At 63.8% G+C, this 25,417-nt stretch carries 28 protein-coding genes; 17 read left to right on the top strand and 11 right to left on the bottom strand.

What is annotated here, in order from left to right; translation table 11 throughout:
• Positions 1–25 precede the first annotated feature (25 nt).
• The 4 genes from sucC (at position 26) to ACFOPH_RS16410 (ending at position 4,290) form a co-directional block, all read left to right on the top strand.
• A complete protein-coding gene (sucC, locus tag ACFOPH_RS16425) occupies positions 26–1,195 on the top strand; it encodes an ADP-forming succinate--CoA ligase subunit beta (protein WP_312548635.1) in 1,170 nt (389 codons plus the stop codon).
• A 17-nt stretch (positions 1,196–1,212) separates the two neighbouring features.
• A complete protein-coding gene (gene sucD, locus ACFOPH_RS16420; protein WP_290421968.1) occupies positions 1,213–2,094 on the top strand; it encodes a succinate--CoA ligase subunit alpha in 882 nt (293 codons plus the stop codon).
• 171 nt (positions 2,095–2,265) lie between these two features.
• On the top strand, positions 2,266–3,477 hold the full coding sequence (locus tag ACFOPH_RS16415; RefSeq protein WP_379732752.1) for an ISL3 family transposase: 1,212 nt from the start codon (positions 2,266–2,268) through the stop codon (positions 3,475–3,477).
• Between the two features lie 300 nt (positions 3,478–3,777).
• Positions 3,778–4,290 (top strand): pilin, encoded by a 513-nt coding sequence (locus tag ACFOPH_RS16410; RefSeq protein ID WP_379736461.1) that lies wholly within the window; start codon positions 3,778–3,780, stop codon positions 4,288–4,290.
• Positions 4,291–4,431: 141 nt separating this feature from the next.
• On the opposite strand, the gene ACFOPH_RS16405 is transcribed toward ACFOPH_RS16410, so the two are convergent.
• Together ACFOPH_RS16405 and ACFOPH_RS16400 are read right to left on the bottom strand one after the other, a co-directional pair.
• Positions 4,432–5,127 carry a flagellar brake protein gene (locus ACFOPH_RS16405; protein WP_379736459.1) on the bottom strand — a complete coding sequence of 232 codons (696 nt, stop codon included), beginning with the start codon at positions 5,125–5,127 and terminating at the stop codon, positions 4,432–4,434.
• A gap of 155 nt (positions 5,128–5,282) precedes the next feature.
• Positions 5,283–7,340 carry a S9 family peptidase gene (locus ACFOPH_RS16400; RefSeq protein WP_379736457.1) on the bottom strand — a complete coding sequence of 686 codons (2,058 nt, stop codon included), beginning with the start codon at positions 7,338–7,340 and terminating at the stop codon, positions 5,283–5,285.
• 301 nt (positions 7,341–7,641) lie between these two features.
• On the opposite strand from ACFOPH_RS16400, the gene ACFOPH_RS16395 reads away from it, so the two are divergent.
• Positions 7,642–8,241, top strand: a complete 600-nt coding sequence (locus tag ACFOPH_RS16395; RefSeq protein WP_379736455.1) for a hypothetical protein — start codon at positions 7,642–7,644, stop codon at positions 8,239–8,241.
• A 149-nt stretch (positions 8,242–8,390) separates the two neighbouring features.
• Here the strand turns inward: ACFOPH_RS16395 and pqqE are convergent, their stop codons facing one another.
• The 5 genes from pqqE to pqqA all read right to left on the bottom strand — a co-directional run bounded on the left by pqqE (position 8,391) and on the right by pqqA (position 11,625).
• Complete coding sequence (gene pqqE / locus ACFOPH_RS16390) at positions 8,391–9,551, bottom strand: pyrroloquinoline quinone biosynthesis protein PqqE (protein ID WP_379736453.1); 1,161 nt, start codon at positions 9,549–9,551, stop codon at positions 8,391–8,393.
• 23 nt (positions 9,552–9,574) lie between these two features.
• Complete coding sequence (pqqD, locus tag ACFOPH_RS16385; protein WP_312548629.1) at positions 9,575–9,838, bottom strand: pyrroloquinoline quinone biosynthesis peptide chaperone PqqD; 264 nt, start codon at positions 9,836–9,838, stop codon at positions 9,575–9,577.
• Between the two features lie 12 nt (positions 9,839–9,850).
• On the bottom strand, positions 9,851–10,543 hold the full coding sequence (gene pqqC, locus ACFOPH_RS16380; RefSeq protein WP_379736451.1) for a pyrroloquinoline-quinone synthase PqqC: 693 nt from the start codon (positions 10,541–10,543) through the stop codon (positions 9,851–9,853).
• Positions 10,540–11,475 (bottom strand): pyrroloquinoline quinone biosynthesis protein PqqB, encoded by a 936-nt coding sequence (gene pqqB, locus ACFOPH_RS16375; protein ID WP_379736449.1) that lies wholly within the window; start codon positions 11,473–11,475, stop codon positions 10,540–10,542. Before pqqB ends, pqqC begins: the two co-directional genes overlap by 4 nt.
• A 75-nt stretch (positions 11,476–11,550) precedes the next feature.
• Positions 11,551–11,625, bottom strand: coding sequence for a pyrroloquinoline quinone precursor peptide PqqA (gene pqqA, locus ACFOPH_RS16370; RefSeq protein WP_379737949.1), 75 nt, complete (start codon positions 11,623–11,625; stop codon positions 11,551–11,553).
• A gap of 236 nt (positions 11,626–11,861) precedes the next feature.
• Here pqqA and ACFOPH_RS16365 point away from each other — a divergent pair, with 236 nt between their 5' ends.
• Both ACFOPH_RS16365 and ACFOPH_RS16360 read left to right on the top strand, forming a co-directional pair.
• On the top strand, positions 11,862–12,122 hold the full coding sequence (locus ACFOPH_RS16365; protein ID WP_379736447.1) for a hypothetical protein: 261 nt from the start codon (positions 11,862–11,864) through the stop codon (positions 12,120–12,122).
• A gap of 63 nt (positions 12,123–12,185) precedes the next feature.
• Positions 12,186–12,566, top strand: a complete 381-nt coding sequence (locus ACFOPH_RS16360; protein WP_379736445.1) for a hypothetical protein — start codon at positions 12,186–12,188, stop codon at positions 12,564–12,566.
• Between the two features lie 30 nt (positions 12,567–12,596).
• Here ACFOPH_RS16360 and moaC read toward each other — a convergent pair whose 3' ends face one another.
• Positions 12,597–13,100: a cyclic pyranopterin monophosphate synthase MoaC gene (gene moaC / locus ACFOPH_RS16355; protein ID WP_379736443.1), complete on the bottom strand. Its 504-nt coding sequence runs from the start codon at positions 13,098–13,100 to the stop codon at positions 12,597–12,599.
• Positions 13,101–13,185: 85 nt separating this feature from the next.
• Here moaC and ACFOPH_RS16350 point away from each other — a divergent pair, with 85 nt between their 5' ends.
• Together ACFOPH_RS16350 and ACFOPH_RS16345 are read left to right on the top strand one after the other, a co-directional pair.
• Complete coding sequence (locus ACFOPH_RS16350; RefSeq protein ID WP_379736441.1) at positions 13,186–14,769, top strand: M48 family metalloprotease; 1,584 nt, start codon at positions 13,186–13,188, stop codon at positions 14,767–14,769.
• 4 nt (positions 14,770–14,773) lie between these two features.
• Positions 14,774–15,559 (top strand): alpha/beta fold hydrolase, encoded by a 786-nt coding sequence (locus tag ACFOPH_RS16345; protein ID WP_379736439.1) that lies wholly within the window; start codon positions 14,774–14,776, stop codon positions 15,557–15,559.
• Positions 15,560–15,631: 72 nt separating this feature from the next.
• Here ACFOPH_RS16345 and ACFOPH_RS16340 read toward each other — a convergent pair whose 3' ends face one another.
• Genes ACFOPH_RS16340 through ACFOPH_RS16330 form a run of 3 tightly spaced genes read right to left on the bottom strand, consistent with a single transcriptional unit; the run spans position 15,632 to position 17,430 of the window.
• Positions 15,632–16,222 carry a DUF2946 family protein gene (locus ACFOPH_RS16340; protein WP_379736436.1) on the bottom strand — a complete coding sequence of 197 codons (591 nt, stop codon included), beginning with the start codon at positions 16,220–16,222 and terminating at the stop codon, positions 15,632–15,634.
• The gene (locus ACFOPH_RS16335; protein WP_379736434.1) at positions 16,215–17,210 is read right to left on the bottom strand and encodes a YheT family hydrolase; all 996 of its coding nucleotides are present in this window, start codon (positions 17,208–17,210) and stop codon (positions 16,215–16,217) included. The genes ACFOPH_RS16340 and ACFOPH_RS16335 overlap by 8 nt, the downstream gene beginning before the upstream one ends.
• 25 nt (positions 17,211–17,235) lie before the next feature.
• Positions 17,236–17,430, bottom strand: coding sequence for a zinc-finger domain-containing protein (locus ACFOPH_RS16330; RefSeq protein WP_312548618.1), 195 nt, complete (start codon positions 17,428–17,430; stop codon positions 17,236–17,238).
• A 270-nt stretch (positions 17,431–17,700) separates the two neighbouring features.
• Here ACFOPH_RS16330 and ACFOPH_RS16325 point away from each other — a divergent pair, with 270 nt between their 5' ends.
• The 8 genes from ACFOPH_RS16325 (at position 17,701) to ACFOPH_RS16290 (ending at position 25,416) form a co-directional block, all read left to right on the top strand.
• Entirely contained in the window at positions 17,701–18,450 is a 750-nt protein-coding gene (locus tag ACFOPH_RS16325; protein ID WP_312548617.1) for an AzlC family ABC transporter permease, read from the top strand.
• On the top strand, positions 18,443–18,787 hold the full coding sequence (locus ACFOPH_RS16320) for an AzlD domain-containing protein (protein WP_312548616.1): 345 nt from the start codon (positions 18,443–18,445) through the stop codon (positions 18,785–18,787). Before ACFOPH_RS16325 ends, ACFOPH_RS16320 begins: the two co-directional genes overlap by 8 nt.
• Before the next feature lie 41 nt (positions 18,788–18,828).
• A complete protein-coding gene (locus ACFOPH_RS16315) occupies positions 18,829–20,034 on the top strand; it encodes a phosphoglycerate kinase (RefSeq protein ID WP_312548615.1) in 1,206 nt (401 codons plus the stop codon).
• Between the two features lie 71 nt (positions 20,035–20,105).
• Entirely contained in the window at positions 20,106–21,560 is a 1,455-nt protein-coding gene (pyk, locus tag ACFOPH_RS16310) for a pyruvate kinase (RefSeq protein ID WP_312548651.1), read from the top strand.
• Between the two features lie 62 nt (positions 21,561–21,622).
• On the top strand, positions 21,623–22,687 hold the full coding sequence (gene fba, locus ACFOPH_RS16305) for a class II fructose-bisphosphate aldolase (RefSeq protein ID WP_312548614.1): 1,065 nt from the start codon (positions 21,623–21,625) through the stop codon (positions 22,685–22,687).
• Between the two features lie 106 nt (positions 22,688–22,793).
• Positions 22,794–23,690 carry a phosphoribosylaminoimidazolesuccinocarboxamide synthase gene (locus ACFOPH_RS16300; protein WP_379736431.1) on the top strand — a complete coding sequence of 299 codons (897 nt, stop codon included), beginning with the start codon at positions 22,794–22,796 and terminating at the stop codon, positions 23,688–23,690.
• Position 23,691: 1 nt separating this feature from the next.
• Positions 23,692–24,195, top strand: coding sequence for a 5-(carboxyamino)imidazole ribonucleotide mutase (purE, locus tag ACFOPH_RS16295; protein WP_312548612.1), 504 nt, complete (start codon positions 23,692–23,694; stop codon positions 24,193–24,195).
• Positions 24,196–24,213: 18 nt separating this feature from the next.
• The gene (locus tag ACFOPH_RS16290; protein WP_312548610.1) at positions 24,214–25,416 is read left to right on the top strand and encodes a 5-(carboxyamino)imidazole ribonucleotide synthase; all 1,203 of its coding nucleotides are present in this window, start codon (positions 24,214–24,216) and stop codon (positions 25,414–25,416) included.
• The last annotated feature ends 1 nt before the right edge of the window (position 25,417 follow it).

Raw genomic sequence — 25,417 nt, 5'->3', positions numbered from 1 at the left:
CAGTAACAGAAGAAGGGAAGCCAGCATGAAAATCCATGAGTATCAGGGCAAAGAAATCCTCCGAAAGTTCGGGGTGACGGTACCGCGCGGCATTCCGTGCATGTCGGTGGAAGAGGCCGTCAAGGCAGCTGAAGAGCTGGGCGGCCCGGTCTGGGTCGTCAAGGCCCAGATCCATGCTGGCGGCCGCGGCAAAGGCGGCGGCGTGAAGGTTGCCAAGTCGCTGGAACAGGTCAAGGAATACGCAGAACAGATCATGGGCATGCAGCTGGTCACGCACCAGACCGGCCCGGAAGGCCAGAAAGTGCGCCGCCTGCTGATCGAAGAAGGCGCCGACATCAAGAAGGAACTGTACGTCTCGATGGTCACCGACCGCGTGACCCAGAAGGTCGTGCTGATGGCCTCGTCGGAAGGCGGCATGGACATCGAAGAAGTCGCCCACAGCAATCCTGAAAAAATCCACTCGATCGCGATCGACCCATCGGTCGGCCTGACCGACGCCGAAGCGGACGACATCTCGACCAAGATCGGCATTCCTGCCGAATCGCTGGCAGAAGCCCGCCAGAACCTGAAAGGCCTGTACCAGGCTTACTGGGAAACCGATGCGTCGCTGGCCGAAATCAACCCGCTGATCCTGACCGGCAACGGTAAAGTCATCGCTCTGGACGCGAAATTCAACTTCGACGCCAACGCCCTGTTCCGCCAGCCGGAGATCCTGGCTTACCGCGACCTGGACGAAGAAGATCCAGCCGAAGTCGAAGCATCGAAGTTCGACCTGGCCTACATCTCGCTCGACGGCAACATCGGCTGCCTGGTGAACGGCGCCGGCCTGGCCATGGCCACCATGGACACCATCAAGCTGTTCGGCGGCGAGCCGGCCAACTTCCTGGACGTGGGCGGCGGTGCGACGGCTGAGAAAGTTACCGAAGCATTCAAGATCATGCTGAAGAACCCAGGCCTGAAAGCCATCCTGGTCAACATCTTCGGCGGCATCATGCGTTGCGACGTCATCGCCGAAGGCGTGATCACCGCATCGAAGGCTGTCTCGCTGAAAGTACCGCTGGTCGTTCGCATGAAGGGCACCAACGAAGACCTGGGCAAGAAGATGCTGGCCGACTCCGGTCTGCCGATCATCGCCGCCGATACGATGGAAGATGCAGCCAAGGCCGTGGTCGCCGCTGCAGCTGGTAACGCCTAATTCGAAGGAATAAACAAATGTCGATCCTGATCAACAAAGATACTAAAGTCATCACCCAGGGTATCACCGGCAAGACCGGTCAGTTCCATACCCGTATGTGCCGCGACTACGCGAACGGCAAGGCCGCTTTCGTTGCTGGCGTGAACCCGAAGAAAGCCGGCGAAGACTTCGAAGGCATCCCGATCTACGCCAACGTCTCGGAAGCCAAGGCTGCCACCGGCGCCACCGTGTCGGTCATCTACGTGCCGCCGGCAGGCGCCGCGGCCGCCATCTGGGAAGCCGTCGAAGCCGACCTGGACCTGGCCATCTGCATCACCGAAGGCATTCCTGTCCGCGACATGATGGCCCTGAAGGACCGCATGGCCAAGGCCGGCTCGAAGACCCTGCTGCTGGGCCCGAACTGCCCAGGCCTGATCACCCCGGACGAAATCAAGATCGGCATCATGCCGGGCCACATCCACAAGAAGGGCCGCATCGGCGTCGTTTCGCGTTCGGGCACCCTGACCTATGAAGCAGTCGGCCAGCTGACCGCACTGGGCCTGGGCCAATCGTCGGCAGTCGGCATCGGCGGCGACCCGATCAACGGCCTGAAGCACATCGACATCATGAAGATGTTCAACGACGATCCTGATACCGATGCGGTCATCATGATCGGCGAAATCGGCGGTCCGGACGAAGCCAATGCCGCGCATTGGGTCAAGGACAACATGAAGAAACCAGTCGTCGGCTTCATCGCCGGTGTCACCGCTCCTCCGGGCAAGCGCATGGGCCACGCCGGCGCGCTGATCTCGGGCGGCGCCGATACCGCGCAAGCCAAGCTGGACATCATGGAAGAGTGCGGCATCAAAGCCACCAAGAACCCATCGGAAATGGCTCGCCTGCTGAAGGCCATGCTGTAATCCCAGACGATTCTTGTCGCGAAGAGGGAAGCCTGCGGGCTTCCCTTTTTTATGGTTCTTCGCGGGGAATGGGGGAAGACGGGATTGACGAACTGAGCAGGAGGTGGTGGCGGAGGTCTGATGTTGGTAGATTGATAGTCGCCAAACAAATCAGTCTGTCAAACCACCGCCATGCTCAATGCTATGCCGTCTGTCCCGTTTTGGGAAGGCCATATTGTCGATGCCGTCCACGAACAAGAGGACGGGTCGCTGTTAATCGTTCTCGATACCAGCCCTTCAAGCGAAGCTTTGTGCGGGGCATGCCGCCAGCCTTGCGCTCTGGTTCATGAGCGCCGAAGGCGTAAGGTGCGTGACCGCGACATTCTGGATAGGCGTGTCTGGCTCGATGTGCCGGTGCGGCGACTGGACTGCCATCACTGCGACGCACGGGTAGCCGAGCACATTGTTTGGCTCGACCGCCGGGCGCGCATCACGCACCGCGTGCGCCTCTGGGTGGAGGCGCTGGCACAGCTGCTTCCGATAGCCCATGTGGCCCGGTTGACCGGCCTGCACTGGCATACCATCAAGGACATCGATCATCGGCGCTTGCAGCACCTGCATGGTGGCTTCTCGGCAGAAGGCGTACGGCGCTTGGTCATGGACGAATTCGCCCTGCACAAGGGGCACCGGTACGCCACTGTCGCCCTGGATGCCGAACGAATGCGGGTGCTATGGGTGGGAGAAGGCAATAGCCGGGAAGCGATTCGGCCGTTCTTCGAGTTGCTGGGAGAGGAAGGCTGCCAGCGGATCGAAGCCGTTGCCATGGATATGAACACGGCCATGGACCTCGAAGTTCGCCAGCAATGTCCAAACGCAGAAGTCGTCTACGACCTGTTTCATGTGGTGGCGCGCTTCGGTCGCGAAGTGGTCGACCGGGTTCGTGTCGACCAGGCCAATGCCTTGCGTGCCGAACCAAAAGCCCGCCAGGTCATCAAGCGCAGTCGCTGGCTGTTACTGCGCAATCGTGACAACCTCAAGGCCGAGCAGGCCGTCAAGCTCGAAGAGCTGTTGGCTGCCAACCAGCCCTTGGCAACGGTTTACCTGCTCAAGACCGAGCTGAAGGAAATCTGGTATGCGCCATCAGTCCGGGACGGTGCCCGGCGGTGGAAAGCCTGGCTCAAGCTCGCCTTGCAAAGCCAGATCGCACCGCTGATCCAGTTTGCCAAACGCCTGGCCAAATATCGCCGCGGCATCCTGGCATCAGCCATCTATCCGATGAGCTCATCGATCCTTGAAGGCGTCAACAACCGCATCAAGGTCATCAAGCGCATGGCCTACGGTTTTCGGGACGCATCCTACTTCTTCCTGAAAATCAAGGATGCGTTCCCCGGCAAAGTGCGATGAACCTTTTTTATTGTGGCAGCTCAGCCGTGGACGGAGCGTCTTGCGGCATCATGCGGGCGGCCGGGCTGGCACGAACCCGAGCGACAATTCTTGCGCACACGTCCATTGCTCGACAGAAATTGCTTATGAACTGACAAAATTTGTCACTCCTTGAGCCAACTCTGCCGTAAATCGTCGCTTTTGTTTCAAGGAAACTAACAATTTCCCAGGGGAATGGGCTGGCACGGCGTTTGCAATAGATGAAGCGTGGCACCAAACAACGCAATACCAACCGACTACTGACCCTTGGAGAGATACACCATGAAATCGATGAAAATCGTTAAGAAAGCACAAGCCGGCTTTACCCTGATCGAACTGATGATCGTCGTCGCGATCATCGGCATCCTGGCCGCTGTCGCCATCCCGGCCTACCAGGACTACATCGCCAAGTCGAAGGCAGCGGCTGCCTATGCCGACATCACCGGCGGCAAGACTGGCTACGAAATGGCCGTTGTCGAAGGCAAGACCACTACGGACGAGGCCTACACGGCAGCCACCGGCCTGCCAACCAAGACCGGTAACTGCAGCGCATTCACCGTCGTCGCCCCGTCGGCTGCCGAAGGCGCGACTGCGTCGGTGATCAGCTGCGCCATCGATGCACCGGGCCGTCTGGCTGCGGATGCAGACGCTGGTGCATCGATCGCCCTGTTCCGCTCCGATAAAGGCGAATACAGCTGCGTTGCGACCGGTTTTGCCGCAGGCGAAAAATTCCTGCCGACCGGCTGCGAAGCGGCTGGCGGTGGTGACGCGGACACCAGCACCGACAACACTTAAGAGGATCGCTCAAAACGAGGCTAGCCCATCTCGGCTGCCTCGAGGCAAAACTCGAAAGCAGGACCCAAACAAAAAGACCGCCTCGGCGGTCTTTTTGCTATTTGCGTGCTGGCATAATACGACAAGCAGAGAGCCCACGCCTCAGACAATCTTCTGCCGATCCGCCAGCAACGCCTCATACGTCATGTTCTGCAACAGCGTGTAATGTCCCGGATCGAGTTCGATGAACTGTACCCCATAGGTGAACACCTCGCCATCCCCCGCCTGCACCACGTTGACGTTGCGGATCGAAGCGCGCGTGTTGACTTTCACTTCCTGGTCATCCGGCGGCGCCTTCAGGACGAACTGCAGGGTCAGGGCCGTGTCGTCCTGGGGCAGGCGGCGCTTCGATTCGATCAGGGCGCCCGTTACCGACAGGTTGACGATGTTGCAGGCCTGGCTGCCGCCGCCGACGAGCTGGGCCGGCAGGTCGACCTTGACCCGCATCGCAGTGCGCAGGCTGGTGCCTTGCACCGATTTCGGGAACGAGACGTGGACGTAGAACAGCGGCCGCGCGAACACGCGCTCGACGGTGCAGGCGAACGAGCACACCTTGACGCCCGAGAACACGCGGATCGTCAGGCGCTCGCCCTCGGTCAGCGCGATTGGCGCCCCGTTTTCCATCGGAATCTTGAGGATGATGTACTCGTCCTTCACGTAGCCGATCAGGCTCGAGAAATGCTGGACCGGCTTGACGCGGCGATGCGTGATGAACTGCAGGCGCGTGCCGACCTGCAAGTTCATGGTCTCGAAATCGTAGTCCTCGGGTTTCAGTTCTTGCGCCTGGCCGCCATGCATGATGATCTTCCGGAGAGCTGACCGACCGGCCAGCAAAGAGGAGCATGATACCAGCGGTCATGCTGATAAAAAACCATCGATTGTCACAGGCAACAAAAAAGCCCGCTGCACAGCGGGCTTTGTCGGCAGGCCGAGACAGGACGTTAGCGGTTCAGTTAGCGCTTCAGGTACTGGTCGAGCCAGCCGATCACCGTGTGGTGCCAGAGCACCGAATTGGCCGGCTTCAGTACCCAGTGGTTTTCGTCCGGGAAGACCAGCAGTTTGCTCTCGATGCCTTTGCGCTGCAGCGCCGTGAAGGTCGACAGTGCCTGGGCGGTCGGGATGCGGAAGTCGAGGTCGCCCTGGATCACCAGCATCGGCGTCTTCCACTTGTTCACGTGGTGGACCGGATTGAAGCGCTCATGGTTCTCCGGCACCGTGAAATAGGGGCCGCCGCTTTCCCAGTCGGTGAACCACTGCTCCTCGGTCGAGTAGGCCATGCCGCGGGTGTCGAACACGCCGTCGTGGTTGACGATGCACTTGAAGCCGTCCGACCAGTTGCCCTCGATCCAGTTCATCATGTAGCCGCCGTAGGAGGCGCCGAGCGCGCAGCTGCGCTCGCGGTCGAGCCAGGGGAATTTCTGCACCGCCGCCGCCAGGCCTTTTTGCAGGTCCTCGAGCGGCTTGCCGCCCCAGTCGCCGCTGATCGAATCCGTGAACTTCTGGCCATAGCCGGTCGAACCGTGGAAATCGATGAACACGGCGGCATAGCCGGCGCCGGCGTACACCTGCGGGTTCCAGCGGTAGCTCCAGCTGTTGCCGAAGCTGCCCTGCGGGCCGCCGTGCACCAGGAAGGCGATCGGGTACTTCGCGCCCGGGGTGGCGTTCCACGGTTTCATGACGTAGCCGTAGACGGTGTCGCCGTTCGCGCCCTTGAACGAGAACTGCTCGAAGTCGCCGAAGCGCACGTCGGCCAGCTTGTCGGCGTTGTTCGCGGTCAGCTGCACCGGCTTGGTCCCGCCCAGCTTCATCGAGTACAGCTGGGCCGGCGACTTCAGCGAAGCTTGCGTGAAGGCGACAGTGTCGCGGCGCACGTCGAAGCCGCCGATCGCACCCTTGTCGGTCAGGCCGCTGACCTTCCCGCTGGCCACGTCGATGCTGAACAGGCGGTGCTGGCCGATGTCCTCGGCGTCCACGATCAGCGCCTTGCCGTCGGCGCTCCATTGCAGGCCGCCGGCCGAGCGGTCCCAGTCGGCGGCGAGCTTGCGCTTCTGGCCGGTCGCGACGTCCATCAGCATGATCTGGAAGCGGTCGGCTTCAAAACCCGGGCGTGCCATCGCCAGGTAGGCCAGCGTCTTGCCGTCCGGCGAGAACACGGCTTTGGTGTCCCAGGCAGGATTGTCGGCGGTCAGGTTGCGCGGCGCGGCGCCACCGGCGGCCGGGACGCTATACAGGTCGAAGTTGGTCGACCAGGCCTCGGTCTTGCCGGCGATGCGGGCCGAGAACACGACGGTCTTGCCGTCCGGGCTGAAGCGGTATTCCTCGCGGTCGCCGAATGGTTTCGAGGGCACGTCGCCGTCGAGCGAACCCGAGAGGCTGACCGGCTCGCCGGCCACCACGCCCTTGTCGTTCAGCGGCGCCGAGAACAGCACCGCGTTGCGGCCATCGCCCCAGGTATCCCAGTGGCGCACGAACAGGCGGTCGTAGACGCGGCCGCTGGCCTTGTTCTTGGCCTGCGCATCCATGCGCTGCTTGGTGCAGGCGAGGTCGGCGCAATCGCGGAACACCGCCATGCTCAGGGCGATGCGGTCGCCCGTCGGCGAGACGCGGAAGTTGTCGACGTCCAGCGGCAGGTTCGTCACCTGCACCGGCGCGCCGCCGCCGGCCGGCTGGCGCCAGACCTGGGCGCTGCCCGAACGGCTCGACAGGAAATAGACGGCGTCGCCCTGCGGCGACCATTCCGGATCGGTGCTGCTGCTGTCGTGCGAAACGAAGACTTTCGGCGCCGCCTTGGCGTCGCGCAGGTCGACCATCCACAGCTTGGTGTGGCCGCGGTTCTTGTCCATGTCGGTGCTGCGCACGGTGTAGACGACGCGGCTGGCATCCGGCGCCAGGGCCGGACTGCCGACGCGTTCCAGGTTGACCAGGTCTTCCACCGTGAAGCCGCGCGGCGCGGCGGCCATGGTATTGGCGGCAGCCAATGCCGTCACCATGGCAAACAAGCGTAATTTCATTCGATCCTCTTCAAGCAGTGTCTCGGGTGTTGTTCTTGTGCGCAGGCACAGGCGTGCCGTGGGCAAACCAGCAATTTAACACGCCATCGACGATCCGTTCGACTATCAGAGGGGCAACTTTAAAATGGGAAGGCGTAGCTGGCCAGCACGGTCTTTAGATAAAGCACCGTATGTTGCGGTATGCCTAGCAAAGAAAACGGCATACAGAACCCCATCGAGTTGAGAGTAGAAATCGCTTCTACATGATGCGATAACAAGTCATTCGAGATGCACATGATTACCAACAGCGAGTGAGGTTTTGATGAGCCCAGGGGACTTTGGTCTGAGCGTTTTTGCCAGCTGGTTAGCGAACAAGCTCGACACATTTTTGAAAACACCAGTGTCGGAAGGAGCGACACATACAACGGTTCAATCAGCTGCCATTCCTGCTGAGGAACAAAGAAGTGAGGGGCCCGAGATCAAGCGTACAGCGCGCTTCAGAACATTTGATTCTGCCAGGGACTTCGACACACTGCTTCGTACTGTTTCTGAACCAGTAATTTCTATTTTGATCGAAGACACGCCATCGACCTCTTATCGCCTGCCGAGCATGGTGCTTGAGTCGCGCGTTACCGGCGAATGGTTCGTTTTCCCTAGAATGCGGATGAGCTTTGAGGGGAATGGCGGCGGACTAAGGAACGCACGAGACACGTTCGATCTGATCCGGCTCGTCGGGGCGAATGTCGGCGCCTGGGTGGTGCCGCAGCAGGTACTCGATAGTCTCGACAATGGATACCTTGTTTGGGCCGAGGTCCGGCCAACTGCTATTCCTCTTCTGGCAGTAATAAGTGGTGAGCATTCATGGTCCGAGATCGAACGTAATGTCCAGCGATTCTTGGCGCCTCCAACGCCTGAGGAATAAGACAGGACGCAAGCTTCAGCCCATTTAGCGACGCGGTTTTCTGTCTAGCCAGAAAGTGGGGGAAGTTATACCGCAGTAACCCAAATCCCGCGTCGTCTCGCCTTCCTGCCTATGCTACATCCCCGGCGTGACGCCAGCTCCGCCGGCCGCTACGCGCCACCCATCTCGCGCGAATTGGCGTCGGTGCGGAACAGGATCGGTTGCAGTTGCTGCCGCTGTCCATCCTCCTGCGTGCGCCGCGCATGCATCACGACGGCCTGCACCTCGCCGTGCCGCGGCGATTTCGCGCATACGGGGTCCGCGTTGTCGGCGTCCCCCGTCATCGCATAGGCCTGGCAGCGGCAGCCGCCGAAATCCTTGTCCTTGTCGGCGCAACCGCTGCAAGGCGACTTCATCCATGCATCGCCACGGTAGCGGTTGAAGGCGCCGCTGGCGTACCAGATATCCTTGACGCTGAACGCGCGTACGTTGGGGAAGGCGATTCCCGGCAGGGAGCGGGCGGCATGGCAGGGCAGGGCGGTGCCATCGGGGGCGATGCCGAGGAAAACCGAGCCCCAGCCGTTCATGCAGGCCTTCGGCCGCTCTTCGAAATAATCGGGCACGACGAACAGGATGCGCATCCTGTTCCCGATCCGGGCGCGCCAGGCGTTGACGGTCGCTTCGGCCTGCGCCAGCTGCTCGCGCGTCGGCATCAATTGCGCCCGGTTGACCAGGCCCCAGCCGTAATACTGGGTGTTGGCCAGTTCCAGGTACTCGACCTCCATCTCGAGCGCCATCGCGATGATCCTGTCCACGTGGTCGAGGTTGAACCGATGCAGCACGACGTTCAGCACCATCGGATAGTCGTGCTGCTTGATCAGCCTGGCCACACGCCGTTTGAGGTCGAACGTCTTGGTGCTCGACAGGAAGTCGTTCATCTCGCGGGTCGAATCCTGGAACGAGAGCTGGACGTGATCCAGCCCGCGTTCCTTCATGCGGCCCAGGCGCGCCTCCGTCAGGCCGATCCCGGACGTGATCAGGTTCGTATAGAAGCCCAGCCGGCGGCCTTCGCCGACCAGCTCCTCGAGATCGTCGCGCAGCAGCGGCTCGCCGCCCGAGAACCCGAGCTGGGCCGCACCGAGCTGGCGCGCCTGGCGCATCACGTCGAACCATTCTTCGGTCGTCAGCTCGGCGCGGTGCTTCGCGTAGTCGACCGGGTTGTAGCAGAACGGGCAATGCAGTGGACAGCGATAGGTCAGCTCGGCCAGCAACCAGAGCGGCGCGGAGATCGCAGGGCGGGACAGGGCGGGGCCAGGAGTCGGGGCGTTCATGGCTGCAAGTGACCGAGCCGGCTTCAGGCGATCCAGCCGCGTTCGCTGGCGGCGCGCAGGAAATCGTCGACGTCGCCCTGCAGGCCGCTGCAGTTGAACGCCTGCTCGAGCTCGCCGACGATGGCCGGCGCCGTATGCTGACCATCGCAGCGCTTGAGGATCTCGGCCGCGCTCTGGTTCAACTTCACCATTCCTTCCGGATACAGCAGCACGTAGTTGCCTTGCGCCTCTTCCCACTGCATGCGGAACAGGCGCGACAGGGCGGGTTTGTCGGGGACGATGTTCATGGGGCACCTTGGTTATGGATAAGCTTTTTCGATGGCGTCGAGCATCGCCCACAAGATGTCGAGCTTGAACTGCAGGATCTCGAGCGCGCGCTCCTGCTGGGCACGGGTCGTGAAATGATCGAGCGTCACTTGCAGGCCATGTTCGACGTCGCGTTCGGCCAGCGATATGCGGCTGCGGAAATACTGCAGGCCCGCGGGGTCGATCCAGCCGTAGTGGATTGGCCAGTTGGCCAGCCTGTCCTTGTGGATTTTTGGCGCGAACATCTCGGTCAGCGACGAGCAGACCGCTTCCTGCCAGGGGACGCGGCGCGCGAAGTTGACGTAGGCATCGACGGCAAAGCGCACACCGGGAACCACATGGCGTTGCGACCACAGGGCCTCGCGCGCGAGGCCGACCGCCTCGCCCAGCCGCACCCAGGCTTCGATGCCGCCTTCGTTATCGTCCCAGCCGTCATGGTCGAGGATGCGGCGCACCCATTTGCGCCGCGTTTCGCGGTCCGGGCAATTGGCGATGATGGCGCCGTCTTTCTGCGGAATGTTGACCTGATAATAGAACCGGTTGGCGACCCACCCGCGGATCTGGTCCTCGCGCAGCAGGCCTTCGTTCATCTTCACGTTGAACGGATGATGGATGTGGTAACCGGCTCCACGGTCGCGCAATTGCGCTTCGAACTCGCTGCGGCTCCAGGGGACGGCAACAGTCATAGGTCGATCTCCATGCCGTCGAACGCGACCTCGATGCCGTGGCGCGCCAGGAGGACGCGTTGCTCGGAGTCCTCGTCCAGGATCGGATTGGTGTTGTTGATGTGAATGAGCACCTTGCGCCGCTCGCCGATGCTGTCGAGTACGGCAATCATGCCGGCCTCGCCCGACTGCGGCAGGTGCCCCATGTCGGCCGCGCGCTTTTTCGAGAATCCAAGGGTGACCATTTCGTCCGCGCTCCAGAAGGTGCCGTCGACCAGCACGCAATCCGCGTGGCGCAGCGCAGCCTCCACCGGCGGGTCGATCGCACCCAGGCCCGGCGCATAGAACACCGACTTGCCGCTTGCCACGTCCTCGATCAGCAGGCCGATGTTGTCGCCAATTTCAGGGCGCTCCCGATGCGGCGAATACGGCGGCGCCTTGCTGCTAAGCGCAAGTGGCGTGAAGCGGATGCCTTCGATGCCCGGCACCTGCGTCGCCGGCAGGCGCTTGATGCTTGCCGCGTCGCTGCCGACGGCCAGTTCATGCCAGCGCACGCCACAGTAGTGGGACAGGACCGGCGCCAAAGGCAGCGTATTGTTGAGTTCATGCCAGACCGGGGCCGTACAGTAGAGGGGCAGCGGTTTTCCTTCCCGTAGCATCAGCAGGCCGGTGACGTGGTCGATCTGCGCGTCCATCAGCATCACGGCGGCAATGCCGGAGTCGCGCCGGGCACGCTCCGGCTGCAGCGCCGGCATGGCGCGGATCTGCGCGAGGATGTCCGGCGAAGCGTTGATGAGCACCCAGTCCTGGCCATCGGCGGACACCGCGATGGAGGACTGCGTGCGCGCCGTCGCCCGGATGGCGCCGCTGCGCAGCCCGCTGCAGTTGCGGCAGTTGCAGTTCCACTGGGGAAAACCGCCTCCAGCTGCCGAGCCCAATACGATGATTTTCATAGGCGGATCATAGGCAGATGCGTCAGCCGGCGGCGGCGCCCGGGGCGGCGGCGCCATGGCCGGCCTTGACGCTTGCTAGCGATTGGCGATGTACAGCGTGATTTCGAAACCAAAACGCCAGTCGATGAACTCGGGCTTACTCCAGGTCATGATCGTCTCCTTAAATGATTGAATGCGCCATTCCGATTGCGCCAGCAGGCGGCTCGACTGCGAAGCTGGCGATTCGTGCAGTCACGAGGCAATAGGCAATACCCATGCCACCTGCGCGCTGGGGCGTCGTGGAATTGTGAATGGCGATAATCGCCTGATCAGGTGTGCCAAAGTTGAACAGTGGTATTGCAGAACTGACACATGTGCTACGTGCGTGGGCAATTGGATGGCGAAATGTGGCCGTCATTCAGGAGCAGATGCTGCGCGCCTTCATCAGCGCATCGCAATCCTGTGCCGACGCGCTGGCGAAGAGCGCCACGGTGGTCCAGCGCCAGTCGATGGAGCGCTTTGCCGTTGCGAACTGCAAGGTGGCCGGCCTGATGGGGCAGGCACTCACGCAGGATGGAAAGCATGCAGCCGGCGAGATGAAGCCTGCCCGCGCCGCCGTGTCCATGCCGATCGGGTATGTTGATACTTGGTACTTGGAAAATATGTAATGCTCGTCCATACTCGGGTCGGACGACGATCACGTCGTCACACTCGCTGAAAAGGACCCTGATATGCGAATCTTGCTTCCGGCAGTGGCAGTTGTGGCGTCGTTGGCCGCTTGCGGTGGTAGCGGCGAGGGAAACGCCGATACCAAACTCGCCGGCACCAAAATCGTCCCCGGTACCAAAGTGTTCAAATCGATGGACTCGCTGCAGTGCAGCGGCGGTGGCGTCCCGCTCTCAGCCCTGCAAGCGCAACTGGCTGCGGCCAACATCCAGGTCCAGGCTGCCGAGTGCGGCAACGATGGCCGGCCCACCCCGGCGGTATGCGGTGTCTCGGATGGCCGCATCGGGATCTTCGAGATCCCGGTCGACCAGGGCGCGGCAGCTGCCGCAGCCGGCTTCAAGCCCTTGACTACCTTGCCGGACGCAAAGACGATTCCTTGCGCGTAAAGGGTCTTGGCGGGACTGGCCGAACGACGACTAGATCGCCGCCGTCCAGTCGCCCGACTTGCCGCCATGCTTCTCCAGCACCCGCACATTGGTCATGACCATGCCGCGATCGGCCGCCTTGCACATGTCGTAGATCGTCAGCAAGCCGACCTGCACGGCGGTCAGCGCTTCCATCTCGACCCCGGTCTTGCCATGGGTCTCGACCTGCGCGCGGCAATGCACGCTGTTGTTGGCGCCATCGACCTCGAAGTCGACCGCGACGCGGGTGATGGCCAGCGGATGGCACAGCGGCACCAGGTCGCTGGTGCGCTTCGCGCCCATGATGGCGGCGATGCGGGCGATGCCGAGCACGTCGCCTTTCCTGGCGTTGCCCGACTGGATCAGCGCCAGCGTCTCGGGCTGCATGCGGATGGTGCCGGCCGCCACCGCGATGCGGTGGGTCTCGTTCTTGGCGCCGACGCCGACCATGTGGGCCTGGCCGCTGGCGTCGAAATGGGTGAGCGGGGAGGCGGCGGTCGGGTTCGGATCGGTCATTGTCTGTCTGTATGGCTGGGTAAGAAAGTGTTTCGGTCCGCGGCAAAGTAGTCGTGGATGGGGTTATCATAGCACCGTGAAACCGATGACCCATCCTGCGTTGCCGCCCGCATCCGCCCGCTGGCGCCGTTCGCTGGCCGTCCTGCTCGTGTCGGCTGCGACCGGTTTCGCCTGTGCCTCGGCGGCCGGGCAATCCCTGAACGTTGCCGCGTCCGCGCGCCTGCCCACCCTGGGCGACACCGCGCGCGAAGACCTGTCGCCGATCACCGAGCGCAAGCTCGGCGAGGAGATCATGCGCCAGATCCGGCGCGACCGCGACTATCTCGACGACGACCAGATCCTCGATTACCTGAACCATTTCGGCGGCGCCCTGGTCGACGCCGTGCCCGGCGCGCGCGGCGAGACCGGCGCCGACTTCGGCTTCTTCGCCGTGCGCGACCCGGTGCTGAACGCCTTTGCGCTGCCCGGCGGCTTCATCGGCATCCACTCGGGCCTGTTGATCGCGGCCCAGACCGAGTCCGAGCTGGCCTCGGTGATGTCGCACGAAATCGGCCACGTGTCGCAGCGCCATATCGCGCGCATGATCGGCCAGCAGAAGCAGGATGCGCTGCTGCCGCTGGCCGCGATGGTCCTGGCGGCGCTGGCCGCGAAAGCCAACCCGGATGCGGCGATGGGCGTGCTGATGGGCGGGCAGGGCCTGGCTGTCGACCGCCAGCTCAGCTTCAGCCGCGATGCCGAGCGCGAGGCCGACCGCGTCGGTTTCCAGATCATGAGCGCCGGCGGCTACGACACCTCGGGCATGGTCGCCTTCTTCAAGCGCCTGCAAAGCGCGAACAAGATCTACGGAGAACTGCCGGCCTTCCTCAGCAGCCACCCGCTGACCGGCGAGCGCATTGCCGACATCCAGTCGCGCATCCGCGAGACCCCGCTGCGCCAGCGTGCCGATGCGATCGAGTTTCACCTCGCCAGGGCGCGCGCACGCGTGCTGCAGGACGGCAGCACCACCGGCCTGCGCGACACCCGCATCACTTTCGAATCCCAGCTGAACCAGCCGCAGCGCCAGCAGCAGGTCGCGGCCCAGTACGGTCTTTCCTTCCTGGCGCTGAAGCAGGGCGACCTGGCGGCCGCGCGCAGCTGGCTCGACAAGGCGCGCGCTAGCATGCAGCCGCGGGAAGGTGTGTTTTCTGCCGCTCCGGCCAGCGATGGCGGCGCCATGTTCGCCGGGCTCGATCTCGAGATCAAGCTGGCGCCGGGCCAGCCGAAGGAAGTCGCGCAGCAGGCCCTGAAGGATGCCGAGCAGGCCGTCAACCGTTATCCGCTGTCGCGCGCGCTGGCGCGCCAGTATGCGGATGCGATGATCTCCGCCGGCAAGTACGACGACGCGACGCGTTACCTGCGCGACCAGGTGCGCCAGTACCGCGAGGATCCGAAACTCCACGACCTGCTGGCGAAAGCCTATTCGCAGCAGGGCAAGATCGCCTTGCAGCACATGTCGCTGGCCGAATCCTACGTGCTGGCGGGCGCCCTGCCGGCGGCGGTGGACCAGCTCAACCTCGCGCGCAAGGCGAGCGATGTGTCCTTCTACGACCAGTCCGTGATCGACGCGCGCGAACGCGAGATCCGGGAGCGCCAGCGCCAGGACAAGGAACTCGAAGAGAAGGTGAAATAAGCGCGTGCGTCCAGTTGTCCTGCCCATGAAGATGACCATCGACGTCTCCGGCGAGACCGTCGAGTACGTCATGGCCGGCAGCGGCAGTCCCGCCATCGTGCTGGTGAATGGCACGGGCGGGCCGGTCGACGCCTGGTTCAAGATCTTTGCCGCCCTGGCCGGCGAGCACTGTAGCTTCGCCCACAGCCGCCCCGGCATCGGCGCCAGCAGCAAGCCGGTGCGCGCCCAGACGCTTGATGAAATGGTCGAGGCGCTGCGCGACGTGCTGGAAGCGGCCGGCGTGCCCCAGCCCTATGTGCTGGTCGGCCATTCCTTTGGCGGACTGGTCGTGAACCTGTTCGCGCGCCTGTATCCGGAAGAAGTCGGCGCTGTCGTGCTGCTGGAGGCGATCAGCCCGGACGACCTGCGCGTGCTGCCGCGGCACGAGAGCATGCTGCAGCGCGGCCTGAAGGCGCTGGGCGAGCGCCTCATGCCGGCCCATCCGCTGGCCGAAACGCGCCACGTCGACCAGACTCTGGCCGAGCTGGAAGCGGCGCCGCCGTTTCCGCCGATTCCCCTGTACGTCGTTACAGGCGAAAGCCATCCGCTGCGCTGGGCCACGCCGGCCGCGCAGCGCGAGGCGCGGGCGCGGCACCAGAAGGACTTGGTGAAATTGTCTCCGCTGGGCAAGCAGGTGATGGCAAAGGAGAGCGGGCATTTTCCGCAGTTTTCCGAGCCGGAGCTGGTGCGGTCGGTGATCAGCGAGGCAGCGAAGATGGCGTGGCGGGATGATCGGGCCGGTCAGGCGTGAAACTGTCGAAGCGATTGCATGCCGGGTCTGGAAGCGCCGACGCGGATGTGACGCCAGGTTGCGGGAAGCGTATCAAGCCTGCGCGGGCGTGCGCACGAACCCAAAGCGCTGCGGCAGTTCCTCACGCTTGATGCGCTCGACCGGCACCTGTGCGCCACGATAGCGCAGCGTCATCGCTTCGTTCCCGCCTTCGATCCAGGCCATCAATGCCTCGTCCCCGGCCAACTTGCCGTCCAGCTCCAGACCTTCGAACAACTGCGCCACGTCGCGGTCATCGACCTGGGCCACGATCTCGCCCGCCTGCACGATCGCCTCGCCGGCTTCGGTCAGGTACAAACGCTCGATCGCAGGAATCGACGCCCCGGTCTGCACCACCATGCCTTGCGCCGGATCGGTGCGCGCAATGAAAGGTGTGCTTTCGAGATTCACGTACACGCGCTGCGGCCCGTTCTGGAAATACCAGCGGCCCTGCTCGTCGTGCAGGTAATTGCGGTTGATGAAGCCGACCAGTGCTTCATTGCTCAGCCGGTCGCCGGGCGCGTTGGCCTGCTGGGCCGCTTCGTCGCGCATGCGCCAGCCGCCGCGCGCGTCGAGGGCGAGCCAGCCGTAGCAGTGCGGCACGTTCGGCCACTTGGCCATTGCCTGAATTACGATGTCATCCATGGGTAGCAGCATTGCATAAGTCGCGGGCGTCCGGCGCGCGGATGCCGTCGAAGAAGGAGAGGATGCGCGCCGGCAGCCAGTCGATGCGGCCAGGAACACGACCGACCGGGAAGCCGACGTGGCCGCCTTCCGCCGGGTATTCCAGCGTCACCGCCTGCGACGCACTGGTCGGCAGGTGCACGCTCGGCAGGAAGGGGTCGTTGCGGGCGTTCAGCACCAGGGTCGGCACGGTGATCTCGTTCAGCACGTGGCGCGCGCTGGCGCGGTGCCAGTAGTCGTCGGTGTCGCGGTAGCCATGCAGCGGAGCCGTCACCACGTTGTCGAAGGCGTAGAGGTCGCGCGCGGCGAGCAGGGCGTCGCGATCGAACAGGCCGGGGAACTGTTCGAGCTTGGCCAGGCACTTCGGTTTCAGGGTTTGCAGGAACATGCGCGTGTAGAGCATGTTCAGACCCGAGGACAGGGCTTCGCCGCCGCGTGCCAAATCGAGCGGGGCGGAAATCGCGGCGGCGGCGGTGACGAAGTCGGCGCCGTGGCCGGATTCGCCGAGCCAGCGCAGCAGGGCGTTGCCGCCGAGCGAGACACCGGCGGCGTACAGCGGACCCGGCGCGCGCAGGCGCAGGCGGTCCATGATCCAGGCGATCTCGGTGGCGTCGCCGGAGTGATAGAAGCGGGCGGTGAGGTTCGCTTCGCCCGAGCAGCCGCGGAAATGCGGCACCGCGCCGGACCAGCCGCGGCTGGCCAGCGCCGCCATCAGGCCGCGCGCGTAATGGCTGTTCGAACTTCCTTCCAGCCCATGGAACAGCACCACCAGCGGCTTGCCGGGCTCACCGTCGACGAAATCGACGTCGACGAAATCGTCGCCCAGCAGCGGATCCGAAACAAGCCAGCGCTCGCGTCGGTAGGCGACCGGCGGCTTGGCGATGCAGGTCGCGGGATAGATCGTTTGCAGGTGGCCGCCGGGCAGCCACCTCGGGGCGACGTAGTTCATGGGGAGCGGCCGGGCCGCAGCCGGCTTAGTGGTGCTTGAACTCGACGCCAGGGGCCAGGCGGTAGTGGGTGCCGCAGTACGGGCACTTGGCCGTGCCTTCATGATCGAAATCGAGGAAGACGCGCGGATGCGACGACCACAGCGGCATGGCCGGATTCGGGCAGTGCGCCGGCAGGTCCTTGGCCTCGAGTTCCACCACAGGCATCGTCTTTACATTCATTGAAAGTTCTCCGTCGAGCAAAGTTGGGCAAAGAGGGGATTTTAACGGATTCGAGCGGGGGAACGGGATGATCGGTAGAATGGTGAATTGATCACATTGCTTGCGGGTCTGGGACGCGGTGCGAGCGACATTTCGCTACACGTGGCCAGGGTTTGCGTGCGTACCGCGTGGGCACAAGTGCCCACCCTACATTTATCCGCTGCATTTCATGCTTTTCATCTTCCGCGTTACCGCAGTGTTTCCTCATCCAGGTTGTTGCAGGAAGGCGACATGAGCGCGCCGCCCGTTACGCAAGCCGCACCGCAAGTCATCGAGGAACACGATCCCGCGCTCTGGCGCGAAGGTGTCAAGACCGGCTTGCCGACCCTGTTCGGCATCGCCGCCTGGGGCATGGTCGTTGGCATCGCGATGGTCAAGACCGGGCTCACCGTGCTGCAGGCCAGCGGTATGACCTTGCTCGTGTTCGCAGGTTCCGCCCAGCTGGCGGCGCTGCCGCTGATCCTCGCGCATGCGCCGATCTGGGTGATCTTCGCCACCGCCCTGGTGGTGAATTTACGCTTCGTGATCTTCTCGGCCCTGCTGGCGCCGCACTTCACGCACCTGCCCTGGCGCCAGCGCCTGTTCTACGGCTACATCTCGGGCGACCTGACGATTGCCCTGTTCCTGCAGCGCTTCCCGACGGCCGTGCCGGTCAAGGGCAAGCTGTCCTACCTGAAGGGGCTGATGTTCCCGAACTGGTGCGCCTGGCAGGCCGGTTCCCTGATCGGCATCTTCCTCGGCAGCACGATTCCCGCCGAATGGGGCCTGGGCTTTGCCGGCACCCTGGCCATCCTGTGCATCACGGTGCCGCTCATCGTCAACAAGGCGGCGCTGTGCGGCGTGCTGGTCGCGGGAACGGTCGCGGTGCTGGCCAACGGTTTCCCTTACAAGCTGGGCCTGCTGGTGGCGGTGGTCGCCGGCATGCTGGCCGCGCTCGCGGCCGAAAACATCCTCCAACGACGAAAGGGCCGCCATGGCTGACTGGGAAATCTGGGTCGTGATCGTGGTGCTGGCGCTGGCTACCGCGATCACCCGCAGCGGCTTCTGGCTGGTCGGGCACAAGGTGAGTATTCCGCCGCGCATCCAGGACATGCTGCGCTATGCGCCGGCCTGCGCGCTGGCGGCCATCATCGGGCCCGACCTGCTGCTCGACAGCGCCGGCAATGCGCACCTGGAGCTGGGCAATCCGAAGCTGCTGGCGGGTATTGCCGCGCTGGGCTTCTACCTGTGGCGGCGCAACATGCTGCAGACCATCGTATTCGGCATGCTTGCCTTCACACTGTTGCGCCTCCTACACGTTTTTGGCACTGCGCCCTGAGGTAGAATAACGTTTTTTCACTATTTCACTGTTGAGTCGCCATGGACGCCGTTCTCAGTTTCACCCGCTTGCAAGACCTGATCGACCGCGATGCGCTGAAAAACAAGCGTGTCTTCATCCGCGCCGACCTGAACGTGCCGCAGGATGACGCCGGCAACATCACCGAAGACACGCGCATCCGCGCCTCGGTCCCGGCGATCCAGGCCGCCTTGAAGGCCGGCGCCGCCGTGATGGTGACCTCGCACCTGGGCCGTCCGACCGAGGGCGAATTCAAGCAGGAAGACAGCCTGGCGCCGGTCGGCAAGCGCCTGTCCGAGCTGCTCGGCCAGCCGGTCGAACTGAAGCAGGACTGGGTCGATGGCGTGGATGTGGCGCCGGGCCAGGTCGTGCTGCTGGAGAACTGCCGCGTCAACAAGGGCGAAAAGAAGAATTCGGATGAGCTGGCCCGGAAGATGGCCAAGCTGTGCGACGTCTACGTGAACGACGCCTTCGGCACCGCCCACCGCGCGGAAGCGACCACCCACGGCATCGCGAAATTCGCACCGGTCGTCGCGGCAGGTCCGCTGCTGGCGGCCGAACTCGATGCGCTGGGCAAGGCCCTCGGCCAGCCGCAGCGGCCGCTGCTGGCGATCGTCGCCGGCTCCAAGGTCTCGACCAAGCTGTCGATCCTGCAGAGCCTGGCCGGCAAGGTCGACAACCTGATCGTCGGCGGCGGCATCGCCAACACCTTCATGAAGGCCGTCGGCCTGAACATCGGCAAGTCGCTGGCGGAGAACGACCTGGTCAATGAAGCGAAATCCATCATCGACATGATGAGCGCGCGCGGCGCCTCGGTGCCTATTCCCGTGGACGTGGTCTGTGCCAAGGAATTCAGCCCGACCGCGGCTGCCACCGTCAAGGACGTGGCCGACGTGGCGGACGACGACATGATCCTCGACATCGGCCCGAAGACCGCCGCCATGCTGGCCGAGCAGGTGGCCAAGGCCGGCACCATCGTCTGGAACGGCCCGGTCGGCGTGTTCGAGTTCGACCAGTTCGCCGAAGGCACCAAGACGCTTGCGATGGCGATTGCCGATTCGAAGGGCTTCTCGATCGCCGGCGGCGGCGACACCCTGGCCGCGATCGCCAAGTACGACATCGGCGACAAGATCGGCTACATCTCCACCGGCGGCGGCGCCTTCCTCGAATTCCTCGAAGGGAAGACCCTGCCGGCAGTCGAGATCCTGCTCCAGCGTCAGGCCCAGTAACGAGTAGCACAGCGCAGCCCCCGGGGCTGCGCTTCTCTTTTCAGAATCAAGGATTTCAGCACATGCGCCCTCTGTACAACGCGACCAAGATCGTTGCCACCATCGGCCCTGCCTCGACCGACTTCGACATCCTCGTGAAAATGATCCGCGCCGGCGTCGACGTCGTGCGCCTGAATTTTTCGCACGGTAAGGCGCAGGACCACATCGACCGCGCCGCGCTGGTGCGCCGCGCTGCCGCCGAGTGCGGCACCGAAGTGGCGATCATGGCCGACATGCAGGGTCCGAAGATCCGCGTTGGCAAGTTTGAAGAGGGCAAGATCTTCCTGAACAATGGCGACAAGTTCATCCTCGACGCCAAATGGGGAGAAAACGGCGAGCTGGGCAACCAGGAGCGCGTCGGCCTCGACTACAAGGCGCTGCCGCGCGACGTCAAGCCGGGCGACAAGCTGCTGCTCAACGACGGCCTGATCGTCCTCGTCGTCGACCGCGTCATCGGCCACGAGATCTGCACCACGGTAAAGGTCGGCGGCGAGCTGTCGAACAACAAGGGCATCAACCGCATGGGCGGCGGCCTGACCGCGCCGGCGCTGACCGCGAAGGACATGGAAGACATCAAGACCGCGATGAGCTTCCAGGCCGACTACCTCGCCATTTCCTTCCCGAAGAGCGCGACCGACATGGAGATGGCGCGCCAGCTGGCCAACATCGCCGGCGAGCCGTATGGCCACAAGCCGATGATGATCGCCAAGATCGAGCGCGCCGAAGCCATTCCCGTGCTGCAGGAAATCCTCGACGCCTCGGATGGCATCATGGTCGCGCGCGGCGACCTGGCGGTGGAAGTGGGCAATGCCGCCGTGCCGGCGCTGCAAAAGCGCATGATCCGCATGGCGCGCGCCTCGAACAAGCTGGCGATCACCGCGACCCAGATGATGGAGTCGATGATCGTCAACGCCGTGCCGACCCGCGCCGAAGTGTCCGACGTGGCCAACGCCGTTCTGGACGGCACCGACGCCGTCATGACCTCGGCCGAGACCGCATCGGGCAAGTACCCGGTCGAAACTGTCGAGATGATGGCCGCGATCTGCCTGGAAGCGGAACAGTCGGAATACAACAAGCTCGACGCCGACTTCCTGAACGTGGAGTTCACCCGCATCGACCAGTCGATCGCCTACGGCACGCTGTTCACCGCGCACCACCTGGCGGTGAAGGCGATCGTCGCCCTGACCGAATCGGGCTCGACCGCGCTGTGGATGAGCCGTCATAACATCGACACCCCGATTTTTGCCCTGACCCCGTCACAAACGACGCAGCGCAAGGCTTCGCTGTACCGGAACGTGCGAGCATTCCACCTGCTGCAGGAAGGCGGCAGCCACGCGGTGCTGCGCAAGGCGGAAGAGCTCCTGATCAAGGAGGGCATGGTGAACCCTGGCGACACCATCGTCGTGACCTGGGGTTCGCCGATGGGCGAGGCCGGCGGCACCAACGCGCTCAAGATCGTGCGCGTCGGCGAGACTTATAAGGATTAAATGGATGCTTCGCGTTGTCGAAGCTCTTGAACAGGTTTTTTTTATTGCTTGGAGTACTAACCATGGCACTCGTATCACTGCGTCAATTGCTGGACCACGCCGCCGAAAACGGCTACGGCCTGCCGGCGTTTAACGTCAACAACCTGGAGCAGGTGCAGGCCATCATGGCCGCGGCCGATGCCACCGGTTCGCCGGTGATCATGCAGGCCTCCGCAGGCGCGCGCAAGTACGCCGGCGAAGCCTTCCTGCGCCACCTGATCGACGCCGCCGTCGAAGCCTATCCGCACATCCCGGTCGTCATGCACCAGGACCACGGCCAGTCGCCGGCGGTCTGCATGGCCGCGATCCGTTCGGGCTTCAGCTCGGTGATGATGGACGGTTCGCTGGAAGCCGACGGCAAGTCGGTTGCTTCCTACGAATACAACGTCGAAGTGTCGAAAGAAGTCGTGAAGTTCGCGCACTCGATCGGCGTGACGGTGGAAGCCGAACTGGGCGTGCTCGGTTCGCTGGAAACCATGAAGGGCGACAAGGAAGACGGTCACGGCGCCGACGGCACCATGACCCGCGAGCAGCTGCTGACCGACGTCGACCAGGCGGCTGATTTCGTGGCACGCACCCAGTGCGATGCCTTGGCGATTGCCATCGGCACCTCGCACGGCGCCTACAAATTCACCCGCAAGCCGACCGGCGACATCCTGGCGATCGACCGCATCAAGGAAATCCACGCCCGCATCCCGAACACCCACCTGGTGATGCACGGCTCGTCGTCGGTGCCGCAGGAACTGCTGGCCATCATCCGCGAATTCGGCGGCGACATGAAAGAGACCTACGGCGTGCCGGTCGAAGAGATCCAGGAAGGCATCAAGCACGGTGTCCGCAAGATCAACATCGACACCGACATCCGCCTGGCCATGACCGCGGCGATCCGCAAGTACATGTTCCAGAACCCGTCGAAGTTCGACCCGCGCGACTACCTGAAGCCGGCGCGCGAAGCCGCGACCGAGGTCTGCAAGGCGCGCTACCTGTCCTTCGGCTGCGAAGGCATGGCTGCGAAGATCAAGCCGATCCCGCTGGAAAAGATGGCCGAGCGTTACAAGGCCGGCGAGCTGGCGCAGGTCGTCAAGTAAAATTGCGTTTGGAACGGGCTGCTGCGGCAGCCCGCGTTTCTTTCCGGCGGGCGGCGTTTGCCGGCCTGCCGGGTCCGCTTAGTTTGTACCCCCTGATTGCCCTTCTATGAACAGCCTCTACCAATCCACGATCCAGTCCCTGCCACTGCTCGGCCGCGGCAAAGTGCGCGACAACTACGCCGTCGGCGACGACAAGATCCTGATCGTCACCACCGACCGCCTGTCGGCCTTCGACGTCGTCATGAACGAACCGATCCCCGGCAAGGGCATGGTGCTGAACCAGATGAGCGACTTCTGGTTCGAGAAACTCGGCCACATCGTGCCGAACCACCTGACCGGCGTGGCGCCGGAAAGCGTCGTGGCGCCCGAGGAAGTCGAGCAGGTGCGCGGCCGTGCCGTCGTCGCCAAGCGCTTGAAACCGATCCTGGTCGAAGCCGTCGTGCGCGGCTACATCATCGGTTCGGGCTGGAAGGACTATCAGCAAAGCGGCAAGATCTGCGGCATCGAACTGCCCGCCGGCCTGCGCCAGGCCGACAAACTGCCGGAACCGCTGTTCACGCCGGCCGCGAAGGCCGACATCGGCGAGCACGACGAGAACATCTCGTTCGCCGACATGGAGCAGCGCATCGGTTCGGAACTCGCGAACAAGATGCGCGAGGTTTCGATCGCCCTTTACACCGCCGCCGCTGAATACGCCGCCACGAAAGGCATCATCATCGCCGACACCAAGTTCGAGTTCGGCCTGGACGACAACGGCGTGCTGCACCTGATGGACGAAGTCCTGACCGCCGACTCCTCGCGCTTCTGGCCGGCCGACTCCTATGCGCCGGACATGTCGCCGCCGAGTTTCGACAAGCAGTTCGTGCGCGACTACCTGGAAACCCTGAGCGACTGGAACAAGACCGCACCGGCCCCGGCCCTGCCGCAGGACGTGATCGCGAAGACCCAGGTCAAGTATTTCGAAGCCATCGAACGCCTGACCGGCGAAAAGCTGAAGGTATAAGATGACGGATCAAGCAGTGAACAAGCCGCTGGTCGGCGTCATCATGGGTTCGTCCTCGGACTGGGACGTGATGAAGAACGCGGTCGACGTACTGAAACAGTTCGGCGTGCCGTTCGAAGCGCAGGTGATCTCGGCGCACCGCATGCCGGACGAGATGTTCGCGTATGCCGAGAGCGCACGTTCGCGCGGCCTGCGCGCCATCATTGCCGGCGCCGGTGGGGCAGCCCACCTGCCGGGCATGGTGGCGGCCAAGACCATCGTGCCGGTGCTGGGCGTGCCGGTGCCCTCGAAGTACCTGCGCGGCGAGGATTCCCTGCTGTCGATCGTGCAGATGCCGAAAGGCGTGCCGGTATCGACCTTCGCCATCGGCGAAGCCGGCGCCGCGAATGCCGCGCTGACCGCGGTCGCCATGATCGCCGCCAACGACGACGCCCTGGCCGCGCAGCTGGAACAGTTCCGCAAGGACCAGACCGCCGCCGCCCAGGCGATGGTCCTGCCTGTCTGAAGCTTAAGTTGAATCGTGATGAGTAATACCCAGCATCCTCCCTTTCTCCCAAGCGCCAATCCGCCGACCTGGCTGGGCGTGATGGGAGGCGGCCAGCTCGGCCGCATGTTCGCCCACGCCGCACAGGCGATGGGCTACAAGGTCGCCGTGCTCGAGCCCTCGCTTGACTGCCCCGCGGGGCAGGTGGCCGAGCGCCTGGTCAACGCCGACTACACCGACAGCGTCGCGCTGGGCCAGTTGGCCGCCCTGTGCAGCGCCGTCACCACCGAGTTCGAGAACGTCCCGGCCGACAGCATGAACCTGCTGGCCCAGGGCAGCTTCGTCGCCCCCGGCGGCAATTGCGTGGCGATCGCCCAGGACCGCGTGCTGGAAAAGCGTTTCTTTGTCGACTGCGCACCGCAATCGGGCGTGATGCCGGCGCCGCACAAGGTGATCGCATCGTTCGAGGACGTCGAGGCCATCGGCGACGAGCTGCTGCCCGGCATCCTCAAAACCGTGCGCATGGGCTACGACGGCAAGGGCCAGGTGCGAGTGAAAAGCCGCGAGGACGTGCGCGCCGCCTTCGAAGCCATGGGCCAGGTGACCTGCCTGCTCGAGAAGATGCTGCCGCTGGCCTATGAGGTCTCGGTGCTGACCGCGCGCGGCTTCGATGGCGCATCGGTGGTCTATCCGATCGCCGAGAACGTGCACCGCGACAGCATCCTGTTCACCACCACCGTGCCGGGACCGAACGTCTCCGCCGAATGCGCCCGCAAGGCGCAGGATGCAGCGCGCGCCATCGTGGCCCAGCTCGGCTACGTCGGCGTGCTGTGCATCGAGTTCTTCGTGCTGGAAGACGGCTCGCTGGTCGTCAACGAGATGGCGCCGCGTCCGCACAACAGCGGCCACTACACGATCGACGCCTGCGTCACCAGCCAGTTCGCCCAGCAGGTGCGGGCGATGGCGCGGCTGCCACTGGGCGATGTACGTCAGCATTCGCCGGCCGTGATGCTCAATATCCTGGGCGACGTCTGGTTCGACGGCGACAGTGCGGACGACAAGCCGCGCGAGCCCGCCTGGGACCGCGTGCTGGCGCTGCCGGGCGCTTTCCTGCACCTGTACGGCAAGGACGATCCGCGCCGCGGGCGCAAGATGGGGCACGTGACGTTTGTTGCCCCGACCCTGCTTGATGCCCAGCAGCAATTGCAGGCCGCCTGCGCCATCCTGGGGATCGCGCCGTGAG

The organism is Massilia haematophila, assembly GCF_042647645.1.
GTDB lineage: Bacteria > Pseudomonadota > Gammaproteobacteria > Burkholderiales > Burkholderiaceae_D > Telluria > Telluria haematophila.
This window is presented reverse-complemented; position numbering and strand designations above follow the sequence as displayed.

Bases quoted from the DNA above. Each gene is read 5' to 3' on its own strand.
- ACFOPH_RS16360 (WP_379736445.1), top strand. From the start codon at position 12,186: ATGCGAATCTTGCTTCCGGCAGTGGCAGTTGTGGCGTCGTTGGCCGCT.
- ACFOPH_RS16335 (WP_379736434.1), bottom strand. From the start codon at position 17,210: ATGAACTACGTCGCCCCGAGGTGGCTGCCCGGCGGCCACCTGCAAACG.
- ACFOPH_RS16290 (WP_312548610.1), top strand. From the start codon at position 24,214: ATGAGTAATACCCAGCATCCTCCCTTTCTCCCAAGCGCCAATCCGCCG.
- ACFOPH_RS16395 (WP_379736455.1), top strand. From the start codon at position 7,642: ATGAGCCCAGGGGACTTTGGTCTGAGCGTTTTTGCCAGCTGGTTAGCG.
- pqqD (WP_312548629.1), bottom strand. From the start codon at position 9,838: ATGAACATCGTCCCCGACAAACCCGCCCTGTCGCGCCTGTTCCGCATG.
- ACFOPH_RS16315 (WP_312548615.1), top strand. From the start codon at position 18,829: ATGGACGCCGTTCTCAGTTTCACCCGCTTGCAAGACCTGATCGACCGC.
- ACFOPH_RS16325 (WP_312548617.1), top strand. From the start codon at position 17,701: ATGAGCGCGCCGCCCGTTACGCAAGCCGCACCGCAAGTCATCGAGGAA.
- ACFOPH_RS16410 (WP_379736461.1), top strand. From the start codon at position 3,778: ATGAAATCGATGAAAATCGTTAAGAAAGCACAAGCCGGCTTTACCCTG.
- ACFOPH_RS16400 (WP_379736457.1), bottom strand. From the start codon at position 7,340: ATGAAATTACGCTTGTTTGCCATGGTGACGGCATTGGCTGCCGCCAAT.
- ACFOPH_RS16350 (WP_379736441.1), top strand. From the start codon at position 13,186: ATGACCCATCCTGCGTTGCCGCCCGCATCCGCCCGCTGGCGCCGTTCG.
- ACFOPH_RS16405 (WP_379736459.1), bottom strand. From the start codon at position 5,127: ATGCATGGCGGCCAGGCGCAAGAACTGAAACCCGAGGACTACGATTTC.
- sucD (WP_290421968.1), top strand. From the start codon at position 1,213: ATGTCGATCCTGATCAACAAAGATACTAAAGTCATCACCCAGGGTATC.
- pqqB (WP_379736449.1), bottom strand. From the start codon at position 11,475: ATGAAAATCATCGTATTGGGCTCGGCAGCTGGAGGCGGTTTTCCCCAG.
- ACFOPH_RS16415 (WP_379732752.1), top strand. From the start codon at position 2,266: ATGCTCAATGCTATGCCGTCTGTCCCGTTTTGGGAAGGCCATATTGTC.
- pqqE (WP_379736453.1), bottom strand. From the start codon at position 9,551: ATGAACGCCCCGACTCCTGGCCCCGCCCTGTCCCGCCCTGCGATCTCC.
- ACFOPH_RS16330 (WP_312548618.1), bottom strand. From the start codon at position 17,430: ATGAATGTAAAGACGATGCCTGTGGTGGAACTCGAGGCCAAGGACCTG.
- sucC (WP_312548635.1), top strand. From the start codon at position 26: ATGAAAATCCATGAGTATCAGGGCAAAGAAATCCTCCGAAAGTTCGGG.
- purE (WP_312548612.1), top strand. From the start codon at position 23,692: ATGACGGATCAAGCAGTGAACAAGCCGCTGGTCGGCGTCATCATGGGT.
- pqqC (WP_379736451.1), bottom strand. From the start codon at position 10,543: ATGACTGTTGCCGTCCCCTGGAGCCGCAGCGAGTTCGAAGCGCAATTG.
- fba (WP_312548614.1), top strand. From the start codon at position 21,623: ATGGCACTCGTATCACTGCGTCAATTGCTGGACCACGCCGCCGAAAAC.
- moaC (WP_379736443.1), bottom strand. From the start codon at position 13,100: ATGACCGATCCGAACCCGACCGCCGCCTCCCCGCTCACCCATTTCGAC.
- ACFOPH_RS16300 (WP_379736431.1), top strand. From the start codon at position 22,794: ATGAACAGCCTCTACCAATCCACGATCCAGTCCCTGCCACTGCTCGGC.
- ACFOPH_RS16320 (WP_312548616.1), top strand. From the start codon at position 18,443: ATGGCTGACTGGGAAATCTGGGTCGTGATCGTGGTGCTGGCGCTGGCT.
- ACFOPH_RS16340 (WP_379736436.1), bottom strand. From the start codon at position 16,222: ATGGATGACATCGTAATTCAGGCAATGGCCAAGTGGCCGAACGTGCCG.